23 protein-coding genes are annotated in these 21,214 nt (G+C 73.9%); 19 read left to right on the top strand and 4 right to left on the bottom strand.

What is annotated here, in order from left to right:
- The 4 genes from VF825_RS14365 to VF825_RS14350 form a co-directional block, all read left to right on the top strand.
- On the top strand, positions 1 to 672 hold a 672-nt coding region (locus tag VF825_RS14365; protein WP_331114470.1), incomplete at its 5' end, for a 2-oxo acid dehydrogenase subunit E2.
- Positions 669 to 914: an acyl carrier protein gene (locus VF825_RS14360; RefSeq protein ID WP_331114468.1), complete on the top strand. Its 246-nt coding sequence runs from the start codon at positions 669 to 671 to the stop codon at positions 912 to 914. The genes VF825_RS14365 and VF825_RS14360, both read left to right, overlap by 4 nt.
- A gap of 119 nt (positions 915 to 1,033) precedes the next feature.
- Positions 1,034 to 2,398, top strand: coding sequence for a hypothetical protein (locus VF825_RS14355; protein ID WP_331114466.1), 1,365 nt, complete (start codon positions 1,034 to 1,036; stop codon positions 2,396 to 2,398).
- Positions 2,395 to 3,390 (top strand): glycosyltransferase family 2 protein, encoded by a 996-nt coding sequence (locus tag VF825_RS14350; RefSeq protein ID WP_331114464.1) that lies wholly within the window; start codon positions 2,395 to 2,397, stop codon positions 3,388 to 3,390. The genes VF825_RS14355 and VF825_RS14350 overlap by 4 nt, the downstream gene beginning before the upstream one ends.
- Before the next feature lie 19 nt (positions 3,391 to 3,409).
- Here the strand turns inward: VF825_RS14350 and VF825_RS14345 are convergent, their stop codons facing one another.
- Positions 3,410 to 5,146 (bottom strand): AMP-binding protein, encoded by a 1,737-nt coding sequence (locus VF825_RS14345; protein WP_331114462.1) that lies wholly within the window; start codon positions 5,144 to 5,146, stop codon positions 3,410 to 3,412.
- A gap of 83 nt (positions 5,147 to 5,229) precedes the next feature.
- Between VF825_RS14345 and VF825_RS14340 the strand changes: the two genes are divergently transcribed.
- The 7 genes from VF825_RS14340 (at position 5,230) to VF825_RS14310 (ending at position 13,010) form a co-directional block, all read left to right on the top strand.
- Positions 5,230 to 5,787 carry an RNA polymerase sigma factor gene (locus VF825_RS14340; protein WP_331114459.1) on the top strand — a complete coding sequence of 186 codons (558 nt, stop codon included), beginning with the start codon at positions 5,230 to 5,232 and terminating at the stop codon, positions 5,785 to 5,787.
- Entirely contained in the window at positions 5,784 to 7,184 is a 1,401-nt protein-coding gene (locus tag VF825_RS14335; protein WP_331114457.1) for a hypothetical protein, read from the top strand. The genes VF825_RS14340 and VF825_RS14335 overlap by 4 nt, the downstream gene beginning before the upstream one ends.
- Before the next feature lie 51 nt (positions 7,185 to 7,235).
- Positions 7,236 to 9,908 carry a GNAT family N-acetyltransferase gene (locus tag VF825_RS14330; protein ID WP_331114455.1) on the top strand — a complete coding sequence of 891 codons (2,673 nt, stop codon included), beginning with the start codon at positions 7,236 to 7,238 and terminating at the stop codon, positions 9,906 to 9,908.
- A gap of 104 nt (positions 9,909 to 10,012) precedes the next feature.
- Positions 10,013 to 10,624 carry a DUF5998 family protein gene (locus tag VF825_RS14325; RefSeq protein ID WP_331114453.1) on the top strand — a complete coding sequence of 204 codons (612 nt, stop codon included), beginning with the start codon at positions 10,013 to 10,015 and terminating at the stop codon, positions 10,622 to 10,624.
- A gap of 16 nt (positions 10,625 to 10,640) precedes the next feature.
- A complete protein-coding gene (locus tag VF825_RS14320; RefSeq protein WP_331114451.1) occupies positions 10,641 to 11,789 on the top strand; it encodes a nucleotide pyrophosphatase/phosphodiesterase family protein in 1,149 nt (382 codons plus the stop codon).
- Between the two features lie 11 nt (positions 11,790 to 11,800).
- A complete protein-coding gene (locus VF825_RS14315; protein ID WP_331114449.1) occupies positions 11,801 to 12,496 on the top strand; it encodes a thymidine kinase in 696 nt (231 codons plus the stop codon).
- An 82-nt stretch (positions 12,497 to 12,578) separates the two neighbouring features.
- Positions 12,579 to 13,010: a hypothetical protein gene (locus VF825_RS14310; RefSeq protein ID WP_331114447.1), complete on the top strand. Its 432-nt coding sequence runs from the start codon at positions 12,579 to 12,581 to the stop codon at positions 13,008 to 13,010.
- Here VF825_RS14310 and sepH read toward each other — a convergent pair.
- Complete coding sequence (gene sepH, locus VF825_RS14305; RefSeq protein WP_331114444.1) at positions 12,973 to 14,235, bottom strand: septation protein SepH; 1,263 nt, start codon at positions 14,233 to 14,235, stop codon at positions 12,973 to 12,975. The genes VF825_RS14310 and sepH overlap by 38 nt on opposite strands.
- A gap of 119 nt (positions 14,236 to 14,354) precedes the next feature.
- Between sepH and VF825_RS14300 the strand changes: the two genes are divergently transcribed.
- Genes VF825_RS14300 through VF825_RS14290 form a run of 3 tightly spaced genes read left to right on the top strand, consistent with a single transcriptional unit; the run spans position 14,355 to position 16,995 of the window.
- The gene (locus VF825_RS14300; protein WP_331114442.1) at positions 14,355 to 14,990 is read left to right on the top strand and encodes a trimeric intracellular cation channel family protein; all 636 of its coding nucleotides are present in this window, start codon (positions 14,355 to 14,357) and stop codon (positions 14,988 to 14,990) included.
- Positions 14,987 to 16,123, top strand: a complete 1,137-nt coding sequence (locus VF825_RS14295) for a ferrochelatase (RefSeq protein ID WP_331114440.1) — start codon at positions 14,987 to 14,989, stop codon at positions 16,121 to 16,123. The genes VF825_RS14300 and VF825_RS14295 overlap by 4 nt, the downstream gene beginning before the upstream one ends.
- Complete coding sequence (locus VF825_RS14290) at positions 16,123 to 16,995, top strand: inositol monophosphatase family protein (protein WP_331114438.1); 873 nt, start codon at positions 16,123 to 16,125, stop codon at positions 16,993 to 16,995. Before VF825_RS14295 ends, VF825_RS14290 begins: the two co-directional genes overlap by 1 nt.
- A 129-nt stretch (positions 16,996 to 17,124) precedes the next feature.
- Here VF825_RS14290 and VF825_RS14285 read toward each other — a convergent pair whose 3' ends face one another.
- The gene (locus tag VF825_RS14285; RefSeq protein ID WP_331114436.1) at positions 17,125 to 17,325 is read right to left on the bottom strand and encodes a hypothetical protein; all 201 of its coding nucleotides are present in this window, start codon (positions 17,323 to 17,325) and stop codon (positions 17,125 to 17,127) included.
- A gap of 371 nt (positions 17,326 to 17,696) precedes the next feature.
- Between VF825_RS14285 and VF825_RS14280 the strand changes: the two genes are divergently transcribed.
- The 5 genes from VF825_RS14280 to VF825_RS14260 are packed head-to-tail and all read left to right on the top strand — an operon-like array spanning position 17,697 to position 20,408.
- Positions 17,697 to 17,996, top strand: a complete 300-nt coding sequence (locus VF825_RS14280; RefSeq protein WP_141788378.1) for a DUF4193 domain-containing protein — start codon at positions 17,697 to 17,699, stop codon at positions 17,994 to 17,996.
- Between the two features lie 41 nt (positions 17,997 to 18,037).
- Positions 18,038 to 18,532: a dUTP diphosphatase gene (dut, locus tag VF825_RS14275; RefSeq protein ID WP_331114433.1), complete on the top strand. Its 495-nt coding sequence runs from the start codon at positions 18,038 to 18,040 to the stop codon at positions 18,530 to 18,532.
- Positions 18,529 to 19,293 carry a DUF3710 domain-containing protein gene (locus VF825_RS14270; protein ID WP_331114431.1) on the top strand — a complete coding sequence of 255 codons (765 nt, stop codon included), beginning with the start codon at positions 18,529 to 18,531 and terminating at the stop codon, positions 19,291 to 19,293. The genes dut and VF825_RS14270 overlap by 4 nt, the downstream gene beginning before the upstream one ends.
- A gap of 19 nt (positions 19,294 to 19,312) precedes the next feature.
- The gene (locus VF825_RS14265) at positions 19,313 to 19,717 is read left to right on the top strand and encodes an OB-fold nucleic acid binding domain-containing protein (RefSeq protein ID WP_414695862.1); all 405 of its coding nucleotides are present in this window, start codon (positions 19,313 to 19,315) and stop codon (positions 19,715 to 19,717) included.
- Positions 19,707 to 20,408, top strand: coding sequence for a DUF3159 domain-containing protein (locus tag VF825_RS14260; RefSeq protein WP_331114429.1), 702 nt, complete (start codon positions 19,707 to 19,709; stop codon positions 20,406 to 20,408). Before VF825_RS14265 ends, VF825_RS14260 begins: the two co-directional genes overlap by 11 nt.
- A gap of 114 nt (positions 20,409 to 20,522) precedes the next feature.
- On the opposite strand, the gene VF825_RS14255 is transcribed toward VF825_RS14260, so the two are convergent.
- Positions 20,523 to 21,209 carry a TrkA family potassium uptake protein gene (locus VF825_RS14255; protein WP_331114427.1) on the bottom strand — a complete coding sequence of 229 codons (687 nt, stop codon included), beginning with the start codon at positions 21,207 to 21,209 and terminating at the stop codon, positions 20,523 to 20,525.
- Positions 21,210 to 21,214 lie beyond the last annotated feature (5 nt).

Here is a 21,214-nt window from a genome sequence, read left to right as displayed (position 1 = left end):
GGCAACGCGACCGACCCGATGCGGCAGGCGATCGCCAGGCTGATGGCGCGCTCCAACCGGGAGGTGCCGCACTACTACCTCGAGACCACCATCGAGCTGTCGGAGCCGCTGGCGTGGATGCGCGCCCGCAACCGCGAGCTCGACGTGGCGCAGCGGATCGTGCCGGCCGCGCTGGTGCTGCGGGCGGTGGCACGGGCGGCGGCCAGGCACCCCGAGCTCAACGGCTTCTGGGTCGAGGACGCCTTCCGCCCGGGTGACGGGGTGCACCTCGGCGTGGCGATCTCGTTGCGCGGCGGGGGGATCGTGGCGCCGGCGATCCACGATGCCGACGACCTGTCCGCCGTGGAGCTCATGGCGCAGCTGCGCGACCTCGTCGAGCGGGCGCGCTCGCGGCGGCTGCGGCGGGCCGAGCTGACCGACCCGACGATCACGGTGACCAACCTCGGGGAGCAGGGTGTCGACCTGGTGCACGGCGTCATCCACCCGCCGCAGGTGGCCCTGGTCGGGGTGGGCCGGGTGCTGGAGCGGCCCTGGGCGGTGGACGGCATGGTCGGCGTCCGGCCCCTCGTGCGGGTGACCCTCGCCGCGGACCACCGCGCCACCGACGGCTTCGTCGGGTCCCGCTTCCTGGCCGAGGTCGACCGGCAGCTGCACACCCTGGAGGAGCCATGACGCTGACCGAGCAGGACGCCCGTGACCTCGTCGCGCGGGCGTTGCACAAGGTGGTCCCCGACGCCGACCCGGCCACGTTGGCGCCGGGGGAGGACCTGAGGGACGCCTTCGAGCTGGACTCCCTGGACTTCCTCGCCTTCGCCGAGACGCTGAGCACGGGGCGCGGGGCCCGCATCGACGAGGAGGACTACCCCGAGCTGGTCTCGGTGGACTCCTGCGTGCGCTTCCTCACCCGTTCCTGACAGGGGCTCCCGGTTTCGGGTGCTATAAACATGGGCTGATACGGCCGCGGCGGGGACCGCGGCCAGGCCCTGGACGGGCCGACCTGCCGCAGGAGGACCGCCCGGACGGAGAGAGAGCCATGAGACGAGCCTGGCGGTGGCCTGCCATCGCCCAGCCCGTGGCGCTCTGCCTCCTGGCTGCGGCGCTGTGCTGGTGGACGATCGGGACGTTCTCCCCGGGGTTCATGAGCACGGACACCCTCTACCAGCTCAGGCAGGCGCTGGGCCAGGTGCAGCTGAGCGACTGGCACCCGCCGCTGATGAGCCTGCTGTGGGGCTGGCTGATCTCCGTCACCGGCACGTGGGCCTCGATGCTCGTCCTGCAGGTCGTGGTGCTGTGGGCCGCGCTGCTGACGGTCGCCCTCGTCCTGCTGCGTTCCACGCGGTCGTTCGGGCTGGCCCTGCTGGCGCTCGCGATCGGGGTGCTGCCCCAGGTCGTGGGCATCGTCGGCGTGATCTGGAAGGACGTCCAGCTCGCCGCGGCGCTGCTCGCGGTGGCCGCCATCTGCCTGCTCGCGCGCCGCTGGCGCCGCAGCCCGTGGGCGCGATGGACGCTGGTCCCCCTCGCCGTCGTGCTGCTGGTCTACGCCCTCATGGTCCGCAAGAACGGCGTCTTCGCGATCCTGCCGCTGCTCTACCTGCTCGCCCACGCGTGGTTCCCGCGCTCACGGTGGCGCGCCCCCGTGGCCGTGCTCGTGGCCGTCGGCGCCCTGACCTGGGGCACGCAGGCCCTGGTCGACGCCCAGGCCCGGCCGCAGCAGACCCACCAGCTCGCGCAGGTGATGATCGACGACATCATCCACGTGGTCCCGCCGGCGGACATCCAGGCCGCCCACCTCGACCCCGACCTGACGGCCAAGCTGCTGCAGGCCCAGCACCTGTGCCAGCGCCGGAACTCCCTCGTTAACGCCTACTGGACCTGTTACGGCACCGGGGAGAACGGCCCGTTCACCGCAGTAGCCCACTACGACGAGATCCAGAAGGCGTGGCCGGGGCTGATGCAGGCCCACGCCGGGGACTATGTGGCCTACCGCTGGCAGGCCTTTTCGCTGTTCCTGTTCGAGCACCGCGACACCTGGCAGCCGGGCGTCGACGCCAACGACCTGGGCATCGTCACCGACCATCCCCGGATGGCCCAGGCCCTGCGCTACTACGTGCAGTCGTTCGCCGAGGAGGACGTGCCGTTCGTGTTCGGCGCGTGGCTGTGGCTGGCCGTGGGCATTGCCCTGGTGGTCCGCGCCCGCCGCCGCGGGCCCTACCGTGCGGTCATCGCGATGCTCGGTCTGTCCGCCGCGCTCTACGTCCTGGGCTACGCGCCCGTGGTGCCGGCCACGGACTTCCGCTACGTCTACTGGCCGGGAATTGCCGGCTCCCTGGGTCTGCTGCTCGTCCTCGCCCAACGCGCCGAGCTGGCAGCCCACAACCGTGAGGAGACACCATCGTGACGGGCACCAACGTTGCCGTCATCGTCCCGTGCCACAACGAGGAGCGCACCATCGCCGACGTGGTGGCCGGCTTCCGGGAGGCGCTGCCCGGCTGCGAGGTGGTCGTGGTCGACAACGCCTCGACGGACGCCACCGCGGAGCGGGCCGCCGAAGCCGGCGCCCGGGTGATCTTCGAGCCGCGCCCGGGCAAGGGCAACGCCGTGCGCCGGCTCTTCGCCGACGTCGAGGCGCAGTGCTACGTCATGGTCGACGGCGACGCCACGTACGACGCGGGGGCGGCGCCGGTCCTCGTCTCCAAGGTCCTCGACGAGGGGATCGACATGGTCGTGGGAGCCCGGGTCGCCGGACCCGGCGCGGCGCAGGCCTACCGGGCCGGCCACCGCTTCGGCAACGCGTTGCTCACCTGGGTCTTCCAGCGGCTGTTCGGCCTGCGCGTGGAGGACACGCTCTCGGGCTACCGCGGCTTCAGCCGGCGCTTCGTCAAGACCTTCCCGAGCATGGCCAGCGGCTTCGAGATCGAGGCCGAGCTCAACGCGCACGCCGCGAGCGTCGGGGTGACGTACGACGAGGTGCGCACCGCGTACGGGTCGCGCCCCGAGGGTTCCGAGAGCAAGCTGTCCACCTACCGGGACGGCGTGCGCATCCTGCGGCGCAACCTGCGGCTGTTCCGTGACTGGAAGCCGTTCGCCTCGTTCACCGGTCTCGCGGTGCCCTGGGCGCTCGGCGCCGTGGCCCTCCTGGTGCCGGTGCTCACGGACTACGTCCACACCGGGCTGGTACCGCGCTACCCGAGCCTGATTGCCGCGGTGGGCTGCTTCCTGGTGGCGCTCAACCTCGTCATGGCCGGCGCGATCCTCGAGCGGACCACGCGCAACCGGATCGAGGCCGTGCGCCTGGCCTACCTGCGCATCCCCGCGCCTCGCCGCACCCCGGTCGGGGTCGAGGTGCCCGCACCCGAGGTCAGCGAGGCGTCGGCGAACCCGCGCCGCTGAGGCGACGCGGCCCGGGCCGTCAGGCCAGGTCGGACTCCCAGAACTCCTGCGCGCTGGCCCGGCTCGTGGGGTCCTGACCCGTGCCGTGGGCCTGCTGCTCGCGTCCGCGCAGCTCCACGCGGCGGATCTTGCCCGAGATGGTCTTGGGCAGCTCGGCGAACTCGATCCGCCGTACCCGCTTGTACGGCGCCAGGTGCTCGCGGCAGTAGGCCAGGATGTCCCGCGCCGTCTCCGCGGTGGGTTCGTGCCCGGGCGCCAGCACCACGTAGGCCTTGGGCACCGCCAGCCGGGTCGGGTCCGGCGAGGGCACGACGGCCGCCTCGGCGACCGCGGGGTGCTCGATGAGCACCGACTCCAGCTCGAACGGGCTGATCCGGTAGTCCGAGGCCTTGAACACGTCGTCGGCGCGCCCGACGTAGGTGATCCAGCCACGCTCGTCCCGGCTCGCGACGTCGCCGGTGTGGTAGGCGCTGTCGCGCATCGCCTCCTCGGTGCGCTCGCGGTCGCCGTGGTAGCCGACCATCAGCCCGACCGGACGCCCTCCCGGCCCGGTCAGGCGCAGGCATAGTTCGCCCTCCTGCCCGGGCTGCGTGCGCTCCTCGCCGGTGGCCGGGTCGAGCAGCACGACGTCGTAGCCCGGCAGCGGCCGGCCCATCGACCCGGGCACGACCTCCTGGCCGGGCGTGTTGCCGACCTGGGCGGTGGTCTCGGTCTGCCCGAAGCCGTCGCGCACGGTGATGCCCAGGGCTGCCCGCACCTGCTCGATCACCTCGGGGTTGAGCGGCTCCCCGGCGCCGACCATCTCCCGCAGCGAGAGCCGGTCCCGCCACGCGGCGAGGTCCTGCTGGATGAGCATGCGGTAGACCGTCGGCGGGGCGCAGAACGTGCTCACCTGGGCAGCCGTCATCGCCGCCAGCAGCCCCGGGGCGTCGAACCGGGCCTGGTTGACCACGAGGATCGTCGCCTCGGCGTTCCACGGGGCGAAGAACGAGCTCCACGCGTGCTTGGCCCAGCCCGGGGAGGAGATGTTCAGGTGCACGTCGCCGGGCTGCAGCCCGACCCAGTACATCGTCGACAGGTGTCCCACGGGGTAGGACAGGTGGGTGTGCTCGACCAGCTTGGGCTGCGCGGTCGTGCCGGAGGTGAAGTAGAGCAGCAGCGTGTCGTCACCCCGGGTGGGGCCGTCGGGGACGAAGTCGCCGGCGAACGCCCGCGACTCGCTGTATGCCGTCCAGCCGCTCCCGGCCTCGCCGACGGCGATGCGCGTGTAGTCCCCGGGCACCTGGGCGAACCGGTCGGCCTGCGCCGCGCCGGTGACGACGTGCCGGACCGCGCCGCGGCGGATCCGGTCCACGAGGTCGTCGGCGGTCAGCAGCGTGGTGGCCGGGATGACCACGGCGCCCAGCTTGATGGCAGCCAGCATGGTCTCCCACAGCTCGACCTGGTTGCCCAGCATGAGCAGCACCCGGTCGCCGCGGCGCACCCCCAGCGAGCGCAGCCACGCCGCCACCTGGGCGGAGCGCTGCGCCATCTCGGCATAGGTCACCCGTGCCTGGGTGCCGTCCTCCTCGATGACCCACAGCGCGGTCCTCGGCCCGGTCTCCGCCGTGGCGGCGACCGCGTCGAACCAGTCCAGCGCCCAGTTGAAGTGCTCCGGGCGCGGCGGCTCGTAGCCGGCCAGCGCCGCGTCGTAGTCGGTGCGCTGCGCCAGCAGCCGGTCGCGTGCGGCGCGGAAGGTGGTGTGGGCCTCGGCCATGTGCCGACCCTAGCCACGACGGCGCGCCGTGGCAGCGGGTGAGCCGCATCCAACCGTGAGGGGCCCAGAATCGTCACAAGGGCATGGAGACGACGACGGCACCGGCACGGGTGAGCCGTCGCGTCCACCGCCGGGGAGGGACGCAGGTGCAGTCGGCGGCGACCGAGGCGGCGGTGCGGCAGGTCTACGCCGCCCACTACGGGCTGCTCGCCGGCTGGGCGGCCCGCCTGCTCGGCGACCCCGACCTGGCACACGACCTGGCGACCGAGGCGTTCGTGCGGCTCATGCGCAACTGGGACCTGGTGGACGAGCCCCGGGCCTGGCTCTACGCCACGACCGCGAACCTGGTGCGTGACCACTGGCGCCGGCGCGGCCGGGAGGCCACGGCATACGACCGGTTCTCCGCGGGCCGCCCGCCGCAGGAGGCGGCGCCCGGACCCGACCAGGCCGAGCGGCTCACCGTCCGTGAGGCCGTGCTCGCGCTGCCGGACCGGCTCCGGGCCGGGGTGCTGCTCTACTACTTCGCCGACCTGAGCGTCGCCCAGGTCGCCACGCACCTGGGCCGGTCCGAGGGCGCGGTCAAGCGGGACCTGTTCGACGCGCGGGCCAGGATGGCCCGGCTGCTGGAGGGTGTGCGATGAGCGACGACGAGCCCCGGCCCGGGTCGGTCGAGGAGCTGTTCGCCCGGGAGCGGGCACTGGTCACGGACCTGTCCGCAGGCGAGGAGCGCTGGCAGCGGATCGTGCAGACCGCGCGGTGGCGCCGCCGCAGCCACCGGCAGCGGTATGCCGGGGCCGCGGCTGCCGTCGCCCTGCTCGCCGCGGGGGTCGCCTGGGCCAGCACGCACGGGACGGCCACGCCGCCCCGCCCGGCGGCGACGACCGTCGTCACCCCCGGACCCACGCAGGCGACCGGTCCAGCGCCCAGCACCCCCGCGCCCTCACCCACCGCCACCGCGGCGCCCGGTCTGGCCCGGGGTGCGGCGGTGCCGAAGGACTTCACCGTGCTCTCGCTGAGCAACGCCGGGCACGGGCACGTCTACGCCATGGGTGACGCCTCGTGCGGGCACGGGGTCCGCTGCCCGGTGCTGGCCGGCTCCGCCGACGAGGGGCGCACGTGGGCGGTCGTGCACGCCTTCGACGGACGCACGGTCCCCGACCCCGACGTCGTCGGTGCCACGGTCCAGCCGGCGAGCGTGCTGAGCCAGGTGCGGTTCGCCACCCCGCTGATCGGGTGGGTGTTCGGGGGCGGGGCGATGCAGACCCGCGACGGCGGTCGCACCTGGGCGCCCTACCCGCACAGCGGTGACGCGGTCGTGGCGCTCGAGACCGACGGCCAGCAGGTCGTCGTCGTGACCGGGCAGCGGTGCGGTACGGGCTCCTGCTCCGGCCAGTTGACCCTGGCCACCGACTCGGTCGCCCAACCGCACGGCGTGGCCGGCGGTGGCGCCTCGGCCGACGTGGGCCGCGGGTGGAACGAGCCGGTCCTCGCGCTCGGTGGGGGCCAGCCCGTGGTCAGCGTCTGGACCCCGGTCGGCGGTGTCCTGCTCCAGGTGCAGGACACCGAGTCCCTCTCACCCGGGTCGCAGGGCCCGGTCTGCCGCGGCGGTGGCGCCGAGGTGGTGACCACCGACGCGTCGGCGCACCCCGGACTGGTCGGGCTGTGCACCACCCAGGGCGCGGCCGGCTCCCTCGGCTACGCCGTGAACACCAGCCCCGACGGGCTGACCTGGAGCGTGGTCGACGCGCAGTCGCTGACGCTGGTCAACGGCGGGCACATCGCCCTGGCGGCCGCCGACCGCAGCAACCTGCTCGCCGTCTCCGGCGGGAACCCCTCCATCCACGGCTCCCTCAAGGTCAGCCACGACGGTGGCCACACGTGGGTGGTCCCGGCCGGCGCGCCCCCGATGCCCGCGATGGGGTGGCGCTGGGTGGGTGCGCCCGGGGGCGCGACGTTCTACGCCATCGGTGGCCCCGGCCCGGCATACTGGGTCAGCCACGACCACGGTGACCAGTGGCAGAAGGTGACGATCGGCTGAACCCGTTGTCATGACACGCGTACGTCACATGAGGCATGACATCCTCTAGGCATGACCGACACGGCCTCCCGCCCCGGCGCCGACCTGGCCCGGTGGGAGGCCGACGTCGTGCTCCGGGACGGCTCGGTGGCGCACGTACGCCCGATCCGCCCCGACGACGCCGACGGCATCCGCCGGTTCCACGCCCGGCAGTCGCCGGAGTCGATCTACATGCGCTTCTTCGCGCCGATCAAGCAGCTCTCCGAGCGGGACGTGCAGCGGTTCACCCACGTCGACTACGTCGACCGGGTGGCGCTGGTGGCGACGGTGCGCGGGGAGATCATCGGCATCGCCCGCTACGACAAGATCGACGCGACGACGGCGGAGGTGGCCTTCAACATCTCCGACGCCTTCCAGGGCCGGGGGGTCGGCTCGGTGCTGCTCGAGCACCTGGCCGCGATCGCCCACGAGCTCGGCGTCGGCAAGTTCGTCGCCGACGTGCTGCCGCAGAACCGCAAGATGATCGGCGTCTTCCACGAGGCCGGCTACGAGGTGGAGCACCACTACGACGACGGGGTCATATCGGTCTCGTTCCGGATCGAGCCGACCGAGCAGTCGCAGGCGGTGCGCCTGGCCCGGGAGCACCGCGCCGAGTCGGTCAGCATGCACTCGGTGCTCTTCCCGGACTCGATCGCGGTGGTCGGTGCGAGCCGCCGGTCGGACTCGATCGGGCACCAGCTGCTGCACAACATCCTCGACGCCGGCTTCACGGGCCGGGTCCACGCCGTCAACACCGAGGCGCTGGAGGTCCTGGGCCTGGAGTCGCACGCCAAGGTCAGCGACATCCCCGACGAGGTCGACCTCGCCGTCGTGGCCGTGCCCGCCGACGCCGTGCTCGACGTGGTCCGTGACTGCGCGGACGCGGGGGTCAAGGCCCTGCTGGTCGCCTCCGCCGGGTTCGCCGAGATCGGCCCGGAGGGGGAGCAGCGCCAGCGCGAGCTGCTGCGCACCGCCCGCGACGCCGGCATGCGGGTCATCGGGCCCAACTCCTTCGGGGTGATCAACTCCCACCCGGCGGTGCGCCTCAACGCCTCGCTGGCGCCGTCGCTGCCACCGCCGGGCACGTTCGGGCTGTTCGCCCAGAGCGGCGCCCTCGGCATCGCGGTCCTGGCCTCGGCCGCCCGGCGCAACCTCGGCGTCTCGGTGTTCGCCTCCGCCGGCAACCGCGTCGACGTCTCGGGCAACGACTTCATGCAGTACTGGATCGACGACGCCGACACTCATGCGGTGGGGCTGTACCTCGAGTCGATGGGCAACCCGCGCAAGTTCAGCCGGATCGCCCGGGCCCTGGCCCTCACCAAGCCGGTGATCGTGGTCAAGTCCGGGATCAGCTCGTATGGCGTGCCGCCGGGTCACCGGGCCCGGCCCACCCGGGTGCCGCCCCAGGCCTTCGACGCGATGCTGCGCCAGGCCGGGGTCATCCGGGTGGAGAACATCCACCAGCTCTTCGACGTGGCCCAGCTCGTCGTCCACCAGCCGCTGCCGCGCGGGCGGCGGGTCGCCGTGGTCGGCAACTCCGACGCCCTCGGCGCCCTCACCGCCGAAGCCTGCGTCAGCTGGGGGCTGGAGGTGACCCACGGCCCGGTGTCGCTGCCGTCGGAGGCCACCGCCGACATGTTCGCCCAGACCCTCGAGGCGGCCTTCGCCGACGAGCAGGTCGACAGCGTCCTCACCTGCTTCATCCCGCCCCTGGTCACCCTCGACGCCGAGGTGGTCGACGCCGTCGCCGACGCGGCGGCGCAGTCCGACAAGCCGTGCCTGGCCACCTTCCTCGGCATGCGTGGGGTCACCCAGGCCCTGTCCGCCAAGGAGTTCGACGAGCACGGGCGGCGGCGCGCCGTCCCGGCATACTCGATGCCCGAGGACGCGGTCCGCGCGCTCGCAGCGGCGACCAAGTACGGCGAGTGGCGGGCCCGGGACCAGGGCCAGCGGGTGGCGCCGGTGGGCATCGACCGCGCGGCCGCCGAGGCGCTCGTGGACTCGGTCCTGGAGCAGTCGCCGGAGGGTCGGGCGCTCACACCCGAGGAGGTCACGGCCCTGCTGGGTGCCTATGGGATCACCTTGTGGCCGACGGTGCCGGTGGCCACCGCCGACGAGGCCGTGGCGGCGGCCAGGCACATGGGCTACCCCGTGGTGGTCAAGTCGGTGGCGCCCGCGGTGCGCCACCAGCCCGGCACGGGCGGCATCCGGGTCGACCTGCACACCGCCGCCTCGGTGCGGGAGGCGTTCGCCGCGCTGAAGGACCGGCTGGCCGCGCTGTCGGCCAACTCCCTGGTCGTGCAGAAGATGGCCACCCCCGGGGTCTCCTGCGTGGTCAGCACGACCGAGGACCCGCTGTTCGGCCCGGTGGTCAGCTTCTCCGTGGCCGGGCCGCCGACCGAGCTGCTGGGCGACATCGGGCACCGGATCCCGCCGCTCACCGACGTCGACGTCTCCGACCTGATCTCCTCGGTGCGGGCCGCGCCGCTGCTGCACGGCCACCGCGGCGCCACCCCGGTCAACCGGGCCGCCCTGGCCGACCTGGTCGCCCGGATGTCCGTGCTCGCCGACGAGCTGCCCGAGGTCGCCTCGCTCGTGCTCAACCCGGTGGTCGCCCACCCCGGCGGCGTGGACGTCCTCGGGGCGGAGGCCAGCGTCGCACCGCCCCCGGTGCGCAAGGACACCGACCGCCGGGCCCTGCCCTAGGGACGGCGGAGGCGTCCCTAGCGGCCCACCGGGACGACCGGCCCGTAGCCGCCCGCGAGCCCGGCCGGTCAGCGGGCCCCGCTGACGTGCGCAAGGATGGGCCCATGGCCACACCGACCGAGCAGCGTCCCACCCCCCTCCCGGAGAGCCTCACCCGGGACATCGAGCGGGCCGGCTACTACCCGGCGCTCGTCGCGGACGTGGTGGACTCGGCGCTCGCGGGTGAGCAGGTCGTCTCGCACCTGGTCCACCAGGAGACGACGTTCGACCACGACACCGTGCGCCGGCACATCACCGTGCTCGTGCTCACCCCGCGCCGGCTGGTCATCGCGCACGCCGACGACCACCACGGGGAGCACGGCGAGCAGGGCGCGCCGGGCGACACCGAAGCTGTGGCCACCGCGACCTCCGAGGTCGTGCCGCTGAGCGCGGTCCGCGGGGTGATGCTCACCCACGTCGTCGCCGCGCCGGACAGCTACCAGCCCGGGGCCCTCGGCCGCGAGCTCACAGTGACCCTGGGGTGGGGCACGGTCAGCCGGGTCGACATGGTCCCGGCCGTCTGCGGTGACCCCTCCTGCGAGGCCGACCACGGCTACGAGGGCACGGTCACCGCCGATGACATCAGCCTGCGGGTCAGCGCCGCCGCCGACGGCCAGCCCGCCCTGGAGCAGGCGATGGCCTTTGCGCGCGCGATGTCGGAGACGATCGGACGCTGAGGAGGGGGACGTTCCGGTGATCGAGGAGGTACTGCCTCCCCGCTACGACGGGGAGGGCCTGGCCGCCGTGCTGCCGGCCGTGGCGCGTTCGCTGGGAGTGCCGGGGGGAGCCGGTGCGCCGACCGGCATGGACCTGCCCGAGGCGCGACGGGCCGTGGTGGTGCTCGTCGACGGTCTCGGCTACGACCTGCTGCGCCAGCGCAGCGGGCACGCGCCGTTCCTGCGGGGCCTGCTGCCCGCGGCATACCGGCTCACGGCGGGCTTCCCGTCCACGACGGCGACGAGCATGGCGACGTTCGGCACCGGGCTGCCCCCGGGGGCGCACGGCCTGGTCGGCTACGAGGTGCTGGTGCCGGGGGAGGACCGCCTGCTCAACGAGCTGTCCTGGGAGGACGGGCCCGACCCGCTGCGCTGGCAGCCGTCTGCCACGGTGTTCGAGCGCGCCCAGGCCGCAGGCGTGGACGTGACGCGGATCGGCCCCGGGTTCTTCGACGGCTCCGGTCTGACCAACGCCGCCGTCCGCGGCGGCTCGTTCCGGGCGGCGACCTCCCTGGACGACCGGGTCGACGCCGCGCTCGCGGCCGTGCGGGCCAGCCGTCGGGCGCTCGTCTACCTCTACTGGGGCGAGCTGGACAAGGTCGGGCACGTGCACGGCTGCCAGTCCTGGGAGTGGGGCGACGAGCTCGAGGCGATCGACGGGGCGATGGCCCGGCTGGCGGCGTCCGTGCCGCCGGACACCGCGGTGCTGGTGACGGCCGACCACGGCATGGTCGACGCCCCGCACGCCCTGCGGATCGACCTCGGCCACGATGCCGAGCTCGCGGCCGGGATCAGGCACGTGGGGGGCGAGGCCCGCTCGCTGCAGCTGTACTGCGAGCCGGGTGCGGCCGCCGACGTCGTGCAGACCTGGCGCGGGCGCCTGTCCGAGCGGGCGTGGGTGCTCGAGCGGGACGAGGCCGTCGCCCAGGGGTGGTTCGGCCCGGTCGCCGAGCACGTGCTGCCGCGGATCGGCGACGTCGTCGTCCCGATGCGCGACAACTTCGCGATCGTGGACTCGCGCACCGCGCGGCCGCAGCTGCTGGCGCTGCTCGGGCTGCACGGGTCGCTGACCCCCGAGGAGGTGTCGGTGCCCCTCCTGCGGGTGCCGGCGCGCGACAACGCATAGGGTTGCGGCTCGTGGCTGAACTCGTCTTCTTCTCCGGCACCATGGACTGCGGCAAGTCCACCCTCGCGCTGCAGATGGACCACAACCACGCCGCCCGCGGGCGCCGGGGGCTGATCTTCACCAAGCACGACCGCGCAGGCGAGTCGGTGCTCTCCTCACGCCTGGGCCTGTCCACCAGCGCCCTGGAGGTCGAGGACGATCTCGACTTCTGGGACGCCATCGTCGGGCAGGCCACCAACGGCCTGCGGGTCGACTACCTCATCTGCGACGAGGCGCAGTTCTACACCCCCGGGCAGGTCGAGCAGCTGGCCCGCCTCGTGGACGAGATGGGGGTGGACGTCTACGCGTTCGGCATCACCGCGGACTTCCGCACCGCGCTGTTCCCCGGCTCGCGCCGGATGATCGAGCTGGCCGACCGGGTCCAGGTGCTGCAGGTCGCGGCGCTGTGCTGGTGCGGGCAGCGCGCGACCCACAACGCCCGCGTCATCGACGGGGTCATGGTCATCGAGGGTGAGCAGGTCGTGGTCGGCGACACCGCCGGCGCGGATGCCGGGGTGGTGGAGTACGAGGTCCTGTGCCGCCGGCACTACATGCGCCGGATGACCTCCGCCGCCGCGCGGGCTGCCTCCCCGTCGGCCGAGGTGCTCCCGTTCGACCTCGACCTCTGCCCGCTGCCGGTGTTCCCCAGCACGGCCCGCGGCGCCTGAGCGGACACCCGGGACCTCCGCCTCGACCCCCCACGGCGGCCGGCCGCCAGGCTGGTCCCCACGACGTTCGTGGAGGTGGGCGATGGCGGCAGGGCAACGGGACCGGGGCGCGGCGACGCTGGCCGCGGTGATGGCGGTCGGGGCGGCGGCCGGGGCGCTTGGCCTGTGGGGCGGCATCATCGACTTCGGCGACGAGATCACGGCCCGGCTGCCGTGGGGGAGCACCGTGCTGGCCGGCACCGCCCTGCTGGTGGTGGTTGCCGTGCCGATGGCCGTGGCCGCGTCGGCGGCCTGGCGTGGGGACCCGCGGGCGCCCCGGCTGCTGCTCGTCGCCGGGCTGCTGCTCGTCGGCTGGATCGTCGTCGAGGTGGCGTTCATCCGGTCGTTCTCGTGGCTGCAACCGGTCTGCGCGACCTGGGGTGCGCTCGTGGCCGTGCTCGGCCTGAGGGACCGGGGTCGGGCCCCTGGCCCGGGAGTCAGCCCCGGTCGGAGCCCGGGCGCGCGCCGAACATGATGTCGTCCCAGCTCGGCACGCTCGGCCGGCCGCTGCGCCGGGAGGACGCCGACCGGCGCGCCGGCGCCTCCTCGCGGACCTCGGGCTGGTGCGTCTCCTCCGGCAGGGCGTCGTCCTCGTCCTCGTCGGCCTGGTCGTCGGTGGCGGCCTGCTGACCGGAGCCCGTGACCGGGCCGGCGTCCAGGGCCGGCGTGGCGTCGGCGACCTCCTCAGGGAGCGACGCGTCGTCGCCGTCCTCGAGCCCGCCGGTGGCCGCGTCGGGCTCGCCGTCGACGTCCCAGTGCGCGTGGGCGCCGGGGTAGCCGTGGGCCGGCGGGGGCGGCGGCATGGTCGTGGGGTCGTAGGCGATGTGCTCGAGCGGCACGGCCTCCTCCGGCGCGTCCGCGGCGCCGGGGACGTGGGTCGGGGTGACGGGGGAGGCGGTCGGTGCCGGCGACGGGGTGTCACGGCGAGGGCCCGGGCGGCGACGGGCGCGGGCGGCGCTGCGCTCACGCATCGCGGTCATGAGGTCCAGCGGCTCGGCGGTGCGCTCGGCGGGTCGGCCGGCGGCGTGGACGCCGCCCTCGGCCTCGACGTCGTAGACCGTGGTCGAGCGCACCGGCACCGACGCCAGGTGCGGTGCGGGGATCGGGCCGGGGACGCCGGGCTGCTCGTCCTCGCTGAGCCAGCGGGCCTCGTCGTCGACGGCCGTGACCGTGCGGTCGGCGGCGTGGTAGGTCCAGGAGGCCTGGCGCTGCCGCCCGCCGGCGGGGAAGGTCAGCACGACCGTCCACGGCCCCTCGTCGGAGCGCCACGAGTCCCAGGTCGCGTCGGTCGGGTCGACGCCGCGGCCGCTGAGCCGCTGGCTGACCCGGGTGGCCAGGGTCGGGGCGGAGGCGCCGGAGGACCCACCCCGGCCGCGCAGGCGCACCTCGCGGGCCAGCCCGGCGACGTGCTCGCGCTCGGCGATGACCGGCCCCTCGTAGCGACGCACCTTCTCCACCGGCCAGCCGGCGCGCTCGGCGACCTCCTCCACGGACGCGCCGGCGCGGATGAGCGCCTGCACGTCGCGCGGTCGCAGTCCGCCGTCGACCTCGATCTGGAGCTGGCCGAGCCGCGGACGGTCCCGTCGGACCGCAGCGCGGAGGGGTTCGTCGATGCGCACCCGGAATCGGGTGCCGTCAGCCGCCGCGAGCAGCAGGTGCTCGCCGTCCTCGTGCACGCCGATCAGTCGCAGGTCCTGCATTCGCCTTCTCCCGGTCACCTCCGCCGGGTCCCGTCCATGCCCGGCAGGACCCCGACTCTGCCACCTCGCGCAGCCCCGGCGGAAGCGGCCACGCCGCACAGGTACTTTTGCCTACGACCATGCTCACCCAGGACGCCCAGCTGCAGCTCATCCTCGACCTCGTCGGGGTCTTCGTCTTTGCCCTCTCCGGGGGGCTCGTCGCCGTCCGCAAGCGGCTCGACCTCTTCGGCGTGCTCGCGCTGGCCGGGGCCGCGGCACTCGGCGGCGGCGTGATGCGGGACCTGCTCATCGGCGCCATCCCGCCGGTGGGACTCAGCGACTGGCGGCTCGTGGCCGCCGCGGCCCTGGCCGGGGTCGTGACGTTCCTCTTCCACCCCGGCGTCGCCCGGGTCAGCAAGCTGGTCCGCATCCTCGACGCGGCCGGCCTGGCCGCCTTCGCCGTCGCCGGCGCGCTCAAGGCCCTCGGCGCCGGCACCGGGTCGATGACCGCCGTGCTCGTCGGCGCGATCACCGCCATCGGCGGCGGGATCCTGCGTGACGTCCTCGCCGGCCAGGTGCCCGAGGTGCTGCGCCGTGAGCTGTACGCCGTGCCGGCGCTGCTCGGTGCCACCGTGGTCGTCGTCGCCTACCGGATGCACCACCTCACCGAGACGGTGGTGTGGTCGGCGGTGGCCCTGGTCTTCGTCGTCCGCATGACCGCCGTCGTCCTCGACCTCAACGCCCCCACCCCCCTGCGAACCGGAGACTCCGCATGAGCACCCCTGACGCCACGCCAGGCTCCACCGACGCGACCGACGAGCTCGCGCCGTACGACGCCATCCTCCTGTTGTCCTTCGGCGGGCCCGAGGGACCCGAGGAGGTGATGCCGTTCCTGCGCCGGGTCACGGCCGGGCGCGGCATTCCCGACGAGCGGCTCGAGGCGGTCGCGGAGCACTACCTGCACTTCGGTGGGCGCAGCCCCATCAACGACCAGAACCGCGCGCTGCTCAAGGAGCTGCGGGCCGAGCTCGACCGGCGTGGTGTCACGACGCCGCTGCTGTGGGGCAACCGCAACTCCGAGCCCTTCGTCACCGACACCCTGCGCCGGGCCCATGAGGACGGGGTACGCCGTGTGGTCACCGTGGTGACCAGCGCCTACTCCTCCTACTCCTCCTGCCGGCAGTACCGCGAGGACCTTGCCGCCGCGGTGGGCGTCCTCGCCGAGGAGGGCATCGACCTCGCGGTGGACAAGGTGCGCCCGTACTGGAACCACCCGGGCTTCAGCCGGGCCAACGCGCGCCTGGTCACCGAGGCCGCCCGCGGGCTCGGCCTGCCCGACGAGCAGGTGCGGCTGGTCTTCGTCACCCACTCGGTGCCCGAGGCCATGGACGACACCTCCGGGCCGGGCGACGGTGAGGGCAACCTCTACCGCCGCCAGCACCTCGACCTGTCCGCCGCGGTCACCGCCGAGGTCAACGCCACGCTGAGCCGGTCGCTGGAGTGGGACCTCGTCTACTGCTCGCGCTCCGGTCCCCCGAGCCAGCCGTGGCTGGAGCCGGACGTCAACGACCACCTCGAGCGGCTGCACGGCGAGGGGGTGCAGGCGGTGGTGCTCGCGCCGATCGGCTTCGTCTCCGACCACATGGAGGTTGTGTTCGACCTCGACACCGAGGCCGCCGAGACAGCCGAGCGGCTCGGGCTGCGCCTGGTGCGGGTGCCCACGGTCGGCACCGACGCGGAGTTCGTCAGCGGGCTGGTCGACCTGGTCCTCGAACGGGCCGCCCTCGCCCGCGACGAGGTGGTCACCCAGCCGACGTGGCCGGGCAGCGACACCCGGCCGGTGGTCTGCCGCCCGGGCTGCTGCCCGAACCTGCGGGTGGCCAAGCCGGCGCTGTGCGGGAGCGACTGATGGCCGGCGCGATGGTCCCCGAGCTGCCGGAGCTGCCCGAGGGCCTGGACCTCGTGGCGCTGGAGCGCCTCGCCGTCGACACCGCCCACGAGGCGGGCCGGTTCATCGTGGACGAGCGTCCCGGCGGGCTCGGCGTGGCCCAGACCAAGAGCAGCGCCACCGACGTGGTCACCGTGATGGACCAGGGCTGCGAGAAGCTGCTGCGCGCACTGCTCGGGGCGGCCCGTCCCGACGACGCGATCCTGGGTGAGGAGGACGGGGCCTCCGGCGGGACGAGCGGCATCACCTGGGTGGTCGACCCGATCGACGGGACGGTCAACTACCTCTACGAGATCCCGGCGTACTGCGTCTCCATCGGAGCGGTCGTCGGCGACCCCACGCGGCCCGGCCACTGGCGCCCGGTGGCGGGCGCCGTCTACAACCCGGTCAGCGGGGAGATGTTCCACGCCCGCCTCGGGGGAGGGGCGCACCTGGTCGACGAGGCCGGGCAGCGCCGCAGGCTGCGCACCGGCGAGGTCGCCACCCTGGGCCAGGCTCTGGTCGCCACCGGCTTCGGCTACCGCGCCGAGGTCCGTCGCGCCCAGGCGGCGGTGCTGGCCGAGCTGATCCCCCACATCCGCGACATCCGCCGGGCCGGCAGCGCCGCGCTGGACCTGTGTGCCGTGGCGGCGGGCCGTGTCGATGCCTACTACGAGCGCGGGCTCAACCCGTGGGACCTCGCCGCCGGGTGGCTCGTGGCCACCGAGGCCGGTGCGCTCGTCAGCGGCCTGCCCGGGCAGCCGCCGGCCCAAGAGCTGGTCCTGGCCGCGGGGCCTCCGCTGGCCGCGGCGCTCGGCGCGCGCCTGGCCGACCTGATGGTGGCCGCGGACTGAGGGCCACGTCGGTGTGCCGGGGCACGGGTGGCACTCTCTGGCACACCCCGGACATGAGAAGAGGCCGGTGGCCGGGCATCGTGCCCGGCCACCGGCCCCTGTCGTCCTGACGGGCGGCCCAGCCTGCGCTCAGCTGGCGGCGCGCTCGTCGGGGGCGTACTCGGTCAGCTCGGGGACGTGCAGGCCGTGCTCGGCGGCCAGGTGGGCCAGTGACTCGAGCTCTCCGATCCGCACGCCCACCAGGTAGTCGTCGCCACTGCGTCGGGCGGCCTCGAGCGACTCGAGGGCCTCCTGAACCCGTTCGCGGATCTCCGCGTGGAACTCAGTCATGTCCACCTCCCGTGGTGTCTTCGGCGCGCCGACTCTACGAGGTGACCCGGTCGGGGTTGCGAATCGCGTCGCTGATCTTTGCGCTAACAAACCGTAAAGAGATCGCCAACACGACTCCCTGACCTGCACTCTTGTGCGCAGTTGTGGGTCTGGTCACATTCGCGACCGCCGTATCAGGGGGTGTGCGGGAGCCCGCGGGCGCAGGCGCGCCACACCCGCACCACCCCGGTGCATGACCCGCTGGGGTGGATAAGGCACAATCCGCCGCGCAGGTGGGCACAAATCCGGGACCTTCTGCGTTAACCCCGCTGCCATCCACCGACCAGACTTCTGCACCACCGGACAGACCTCCAAGGAGAGCGACACCACCCATGGCGACTGACTACGACGCGCCACGCAAGAACGACGACGAGGAGTCTGCGGACTCCATCGAGGAACTGAAGTCCCGCCGCGTCGACAAGAGCTCCTCGAGCGTCGACGTCGACGAGACCGAGCAGGCCGAAGGCTTCGAGCTGCCCGGCGCCGACCTCTCCGGTGAGGAGCTGTCGGTGCGGGTGCTGCCCCGCCAGGCTGACGAGTTCACCTGCTCGCGCTGCTTCCTCGTGCACCACCGCAGCCAGCTGGCCAAGGAGGTCGGCGGGCTCCCGGTGTGCAGCGAGTGCGCAGCCTGAGCCGGCATCGCTGACGGCACAGCCCGATAGGGTCGGTCCCCGTGACTGACCCTTCGCGCGTTCCGGTGCTCCTGCAGCGACTCGACCCGCAGCTTCCGCTGCCGGTCCGGTCCCACCCCGGCGACGCCGGGGTGGACCTGCATGCGCGCCGGGACGCGACCTTGCCCCCGGGCGGTCGTGACCTGGTCCCGACCGGCATCGCCGTGGCGCTGCCCGAGGGCTACGCCGCGTTCGTCCACCCCCGCTCGGGGCTGGCGGCGCGACACGGCATCACCATCGTCAACGCGCCGGGCACCGTCGACGCGGGCTACCGCGGCGAGATCCTGGTGAACCTGCTCAACACCGACCCCGAGCACCCGTTCACCGTGCACCGGGGTGACCGCATCGCCCAGCTGGTCATCCAGCAGGTCAGCGTGCCCCGGTTCATCGAGGTCGACTCGCTCCCGGGTAGCGCACGAGGGGAGACTGGGCATGGGGCCAGTGGCGGTTTCTCCGCACCGCCGCCCCACGACATGAAGGACGAGGACCACCAGTGAGCCTGTTCCGCCGCGACAAGAAGTCCGCCACGCCCGCCGGGAACGACGCCGTCGAGCCCGAGGTCACGCCGGCCGAGCCGGTGGACGAGACCACCACCGCGCAGTCCGGCACCCAGCAGTCCGGCACCGGCCAGCCGATCGGCACCGCCGGCCCCTACGACCGTGGCCAGGTGCCCGGCCCGGAGGGCCGGCTCGACCTCGGCTCGCTCTGGGTGGCCGGGGTGCCCGGCATGGAGCTGCGCCTCGAGGTCGACGACGAGACCCAGAGCATCGTGGGGGTGACCGCGGTGCTCGGCGAGTCGGCGGTCCAGCTGCAGGCGTTCGCCGCGCCGCGCTCCGAGGGCCTCTGGGAGGAGATCCGTCGGGAGATCGCCTCCAGCATCACCCGTCAGGGCGGCACGGCCGACGAGGTCCCCGGCCCGCTCGGCGCCGAGCTGCAGACGCGGATGCCGGGCCAGGCACCCGACGGCCGCACCATCTACTCCCCGGCCCGCTTCCTCGGGGTCGACGGCCCGCGCTGGTTCCTGCGCGCGGTCCTCAGCGGTCGCGCCGCGGTCGACCAGGACGCCGCCACCCCGCTGATCGAGATGGTCCGCGCGACCGTCGTCGTCCGGGGCGACGAGGCGATGGCCCCCCGGGACCTGCTGCCGTTGCAGCTGCCGTCGGAGGAGCCGCACACTGGTGAGCAGGCCCCGGAGCCGCAGGCGACGGAGGACTTCAGCCCCTTCGAGCGCGGCCCCGAGATCACCGAGATCCGCTGAGAGCGAGGTGGCCGTCACCATGACCGAGGCCGAGCGCGTGCGTCCCCGCGAGGAGGCCGGTCTGCTGCACCGCCTGACCGCGCGCCTGACCAAGAGCCAGGCCGAGCTCGACGCCGGTGAGCTGCAGGCCGACGCCGACCGGCTCGGTGGCACGCCGATCGCCGACCTCGTCGACCGCCAGACCGCCAGCGTCTGTGGTTCGGTGCGCAGCGTCACCCTGCGTCCGCGCGTCAACGTGCCGGCCCTGGTGGCCGAGCTCTACGACGGCAGCCAGCGGCTCAACCTGGTGTGGCTGGGGCGTCGCGAGATCAAGGGCATCGAGCCCGGCACCTACCTCACGGTGCGCGGCCGGGTCACCTTCCAGCGCGGGGTGCCGACGATGTTCAACCCCGCCTACGACATCAAGCCCACCCGTGGCCACTGACGCGACCGCCGCACCCGAGGCAGCCGACGCGCCCACGGTCGAGGAGCTCATCCGGGCCCGGCTCTCCGCCGCGGTCGGAGGCCTGCGGGGCTCGGTCGAGGCCGCGCTGCCCACCGTGGCGTTCGTCGCCGCCTGGGCGTGGCGCCATGACGTCGTGACCGCCGTCGTCGCGTCCGCGGTGCTCGCCGTGGTGCTGCTCGTGGTCCGGCTGGTGGCACGCCAGACCCCCCGCTACGTCTTCGGCGCCGTCCTGGCGACGGCGGTGGCGGCCGCGTTCGCGCTGCGCAGCGGCCGCGCCGAGGCCGCCTTCCTGCCAGGCATCCTGACCAACGCCGGTCTCATGCTCCTGGCCCTGCTGTCGGTGGTCGCCCGCTGGCCGCTGGTCGGTTTCGTGGTCGCCGCGGGCGACCCGCGGATGGCCGAGGACCCCACCGCGTGGCGCCGCGACGCCGGCCTGGTCCGGGTGTGCCAGCGGCTGACGCTGGTGCTCGTGGGGCTCTACGCCCTGCGCCTGGTCGTCATGGGCCCCCTGTATGCCGCCTCGCAGGTCACCCTGCTCGGCGTCGCCAAGCTGGTGCTCGGCTGGCCCGCCTACCTCGCCGCCGTCGCCGTGATGGCCGCCATCCTCATGCGCGGCCGCACGCGGGCCGCCGCCGAGGACCTCGCCGCGGGGGCCCGGCCCACCGACTGAGGCGCGCTGACGGGACGGGGGCCCACCGACCCAGGCACCCGGCATACACCCGTGCACGACGACGGGGCGGCATCATCCGCGGCCGCCCCGTCGCGATGTCCGGTGTCCCGGAGGTCAGCCCTCGACGCCGCGGGGCACCCGGTTGCCGGGGCTGAGCATCGCCTCCAGCGCGTCCTCCACCTCGGGGGTGGTGAGGAAGAGCAGCTCGTCGTGGGCCTCGACCGAGTCGTCGCGGCTCGGGGCGATCGGGTGGTCCTCGCGGATGATGCCGACGAGCACGCTGTCGCCGGGCCACGGGATGTCACCGACCCGCTTGCCGGCGAACGGGCTGTCCGGGGGAAGGGTCAGCTCGACCATCGTGGCGGTGCCCTGCTGGAACTGGAAGATGCGGACCAGGTCGCCGACGCTGACCGCCTCCTCGACGAGGGCCGTCATCAGGCGGGGCGTGGACACGGCCACGTCGACCCCCCACGCCTCGTCGAACATCCACTCGTTCTTGGGGTTGTTGACCCGGGCGACCGTGCGCGGCACGCCGAACTCGGTCTTGGCCAGCAGCGAGACGACGAGGTTGGCCTTGTCGTCACCGGTGGCGGCGACCACGACGTCGCAGTCGGCCAGGCCCGCCTCGTGCAGGGCCGTGATCTCGCAGGCGTCGGCCAGGAGCCACGAGGCCTCCGGCACGCGCCCGGCCTGGACGTCGTCGGCGTCCTTGTCGATGAGCAGCACCTGGTGCCCGTTGTGCAGGAGCTCCCGGGCGATGGAGCGGCCGACGCTGCCGGCGCCGGCGATGACTACGCGCATGGTGG

Source organism: Oryzihumus sp. (genome assembly GCF_036391795.1).
Taxonomy (GTDB): Bacteria; Actinomycetota; Actinomycetes; order Actinomycetales; family Dermatophilaceae; genus Oryzihumus.
This window is presented reverse-complemented; position numbering and strand designations above follow the sequence as displayed.

Coding starts and splice junctions, on each gene's coding strand:
- VF825_RS14355 (WP_331114466.1), top strand. CDS start 1,034: ATGAGACGAGCCTGGCGGTGGCCTGCCATCGCCCAGCCCGTGGCGCTC.
- VF825_RS14295 (WP_331114440.1), top strand. CDS start 14,987: ATGAGCACCCCTGACGCCACGCCAGGCTCCACCGACGCGACCGACGAG.
- VF825_RS14300 (WP_331114442.1), top strand. CDS start 14,355: ATGCTCACCCAGGACGCCCAGCTGCAGCTCATCCTCGACCTCGTCGGG.
- sepH (WP_331114444.1), bottom strand. CDS start 14,235: ATGCAGGACCTGCGACTGATCGGCGTGCACGAGGACGGCGAGCACCTG.
- VF825_RS14330 (WP_331114455.1), top strand. CDS start 7,236: ATGACCGACACGGCCTCCCGCCCCGGCGCCGACCTGGCCCGGTGGGAG.
- VF825_RS14285 (WP_331114436.1), bottom strand. CDS start 17,325: ATGACTGAGTTCCACGCGGAGATCCGCGAACGGGTTCAGGAGGCCCTC.
- VF825_RS14335 (WP_331114457.1), top strand. CDS start 5,784: ATGAGCGACGACGAGCCCCGGCCCGGGTCGGTCGAGGAGCTGTTCGCC.
- VF825_RS14290 (WP_331114438.1), top strand. CDS start 16,123: ATGGCCGGCGCGATGGTCCCCGAGCTGCCGGAGCTGCCCGAGGGCCTG.
- VF825_RS14360 (WP_331114468.1), top strand. CDS start 669: ATGACGCTGACCGAGCAGGACGCCCGTGACCTCGTCGCGCGGGCGTTG.
- VF825_RS14310 (WP_331114447.1), top strand. CDS start 12,579: ATGGCGGCAGGGCAACGGGACCGGGGCGCGGCGACGCTGGCCGCGGTG.
- VF825_RS14345 (WP_331114462.1), bottom strand. CDS start 5,146: ATGGCCGAGGCCCACACCACCTTCCGCGCCGCACGCGACCGGCTGCTG.
- VF825_RS14325 (WP_331114453.1), top strand. CDS start 10,013: ATGGCCACACCGACCGAGCAGCGTCCCACCCCCCTCCCGGAGAGCCTC.
- VF825_RS14340 (WP_331114459.1), top strand. CDS start 5,230: ATGGAGACGACGACGGCACCGGCACGGGTGAGCCGTCGCGTCCACCGC.
- VF825_RS14255 (WP_331114427.1), bottom strand. CDS start 21,209: ATGCGCGTAGTCATCGCCGGCGCCGGCAGCGTCGGCCGCTCCATCGCC.
- VF825_RS14265 (WP_414695862.1), top strand. CDS start 19,313: ATGACCGAGGCCGAGCGCGTGCGTCCCCGCGAGGAGGCCGGTCTGCTG.
- VF825_RS14280 (WP_141788378.1), top strand. CDS start 17,697: ATGGCGACTGACTACGACGCGCCACGCAAGAACGACGACGAGGAGTCT.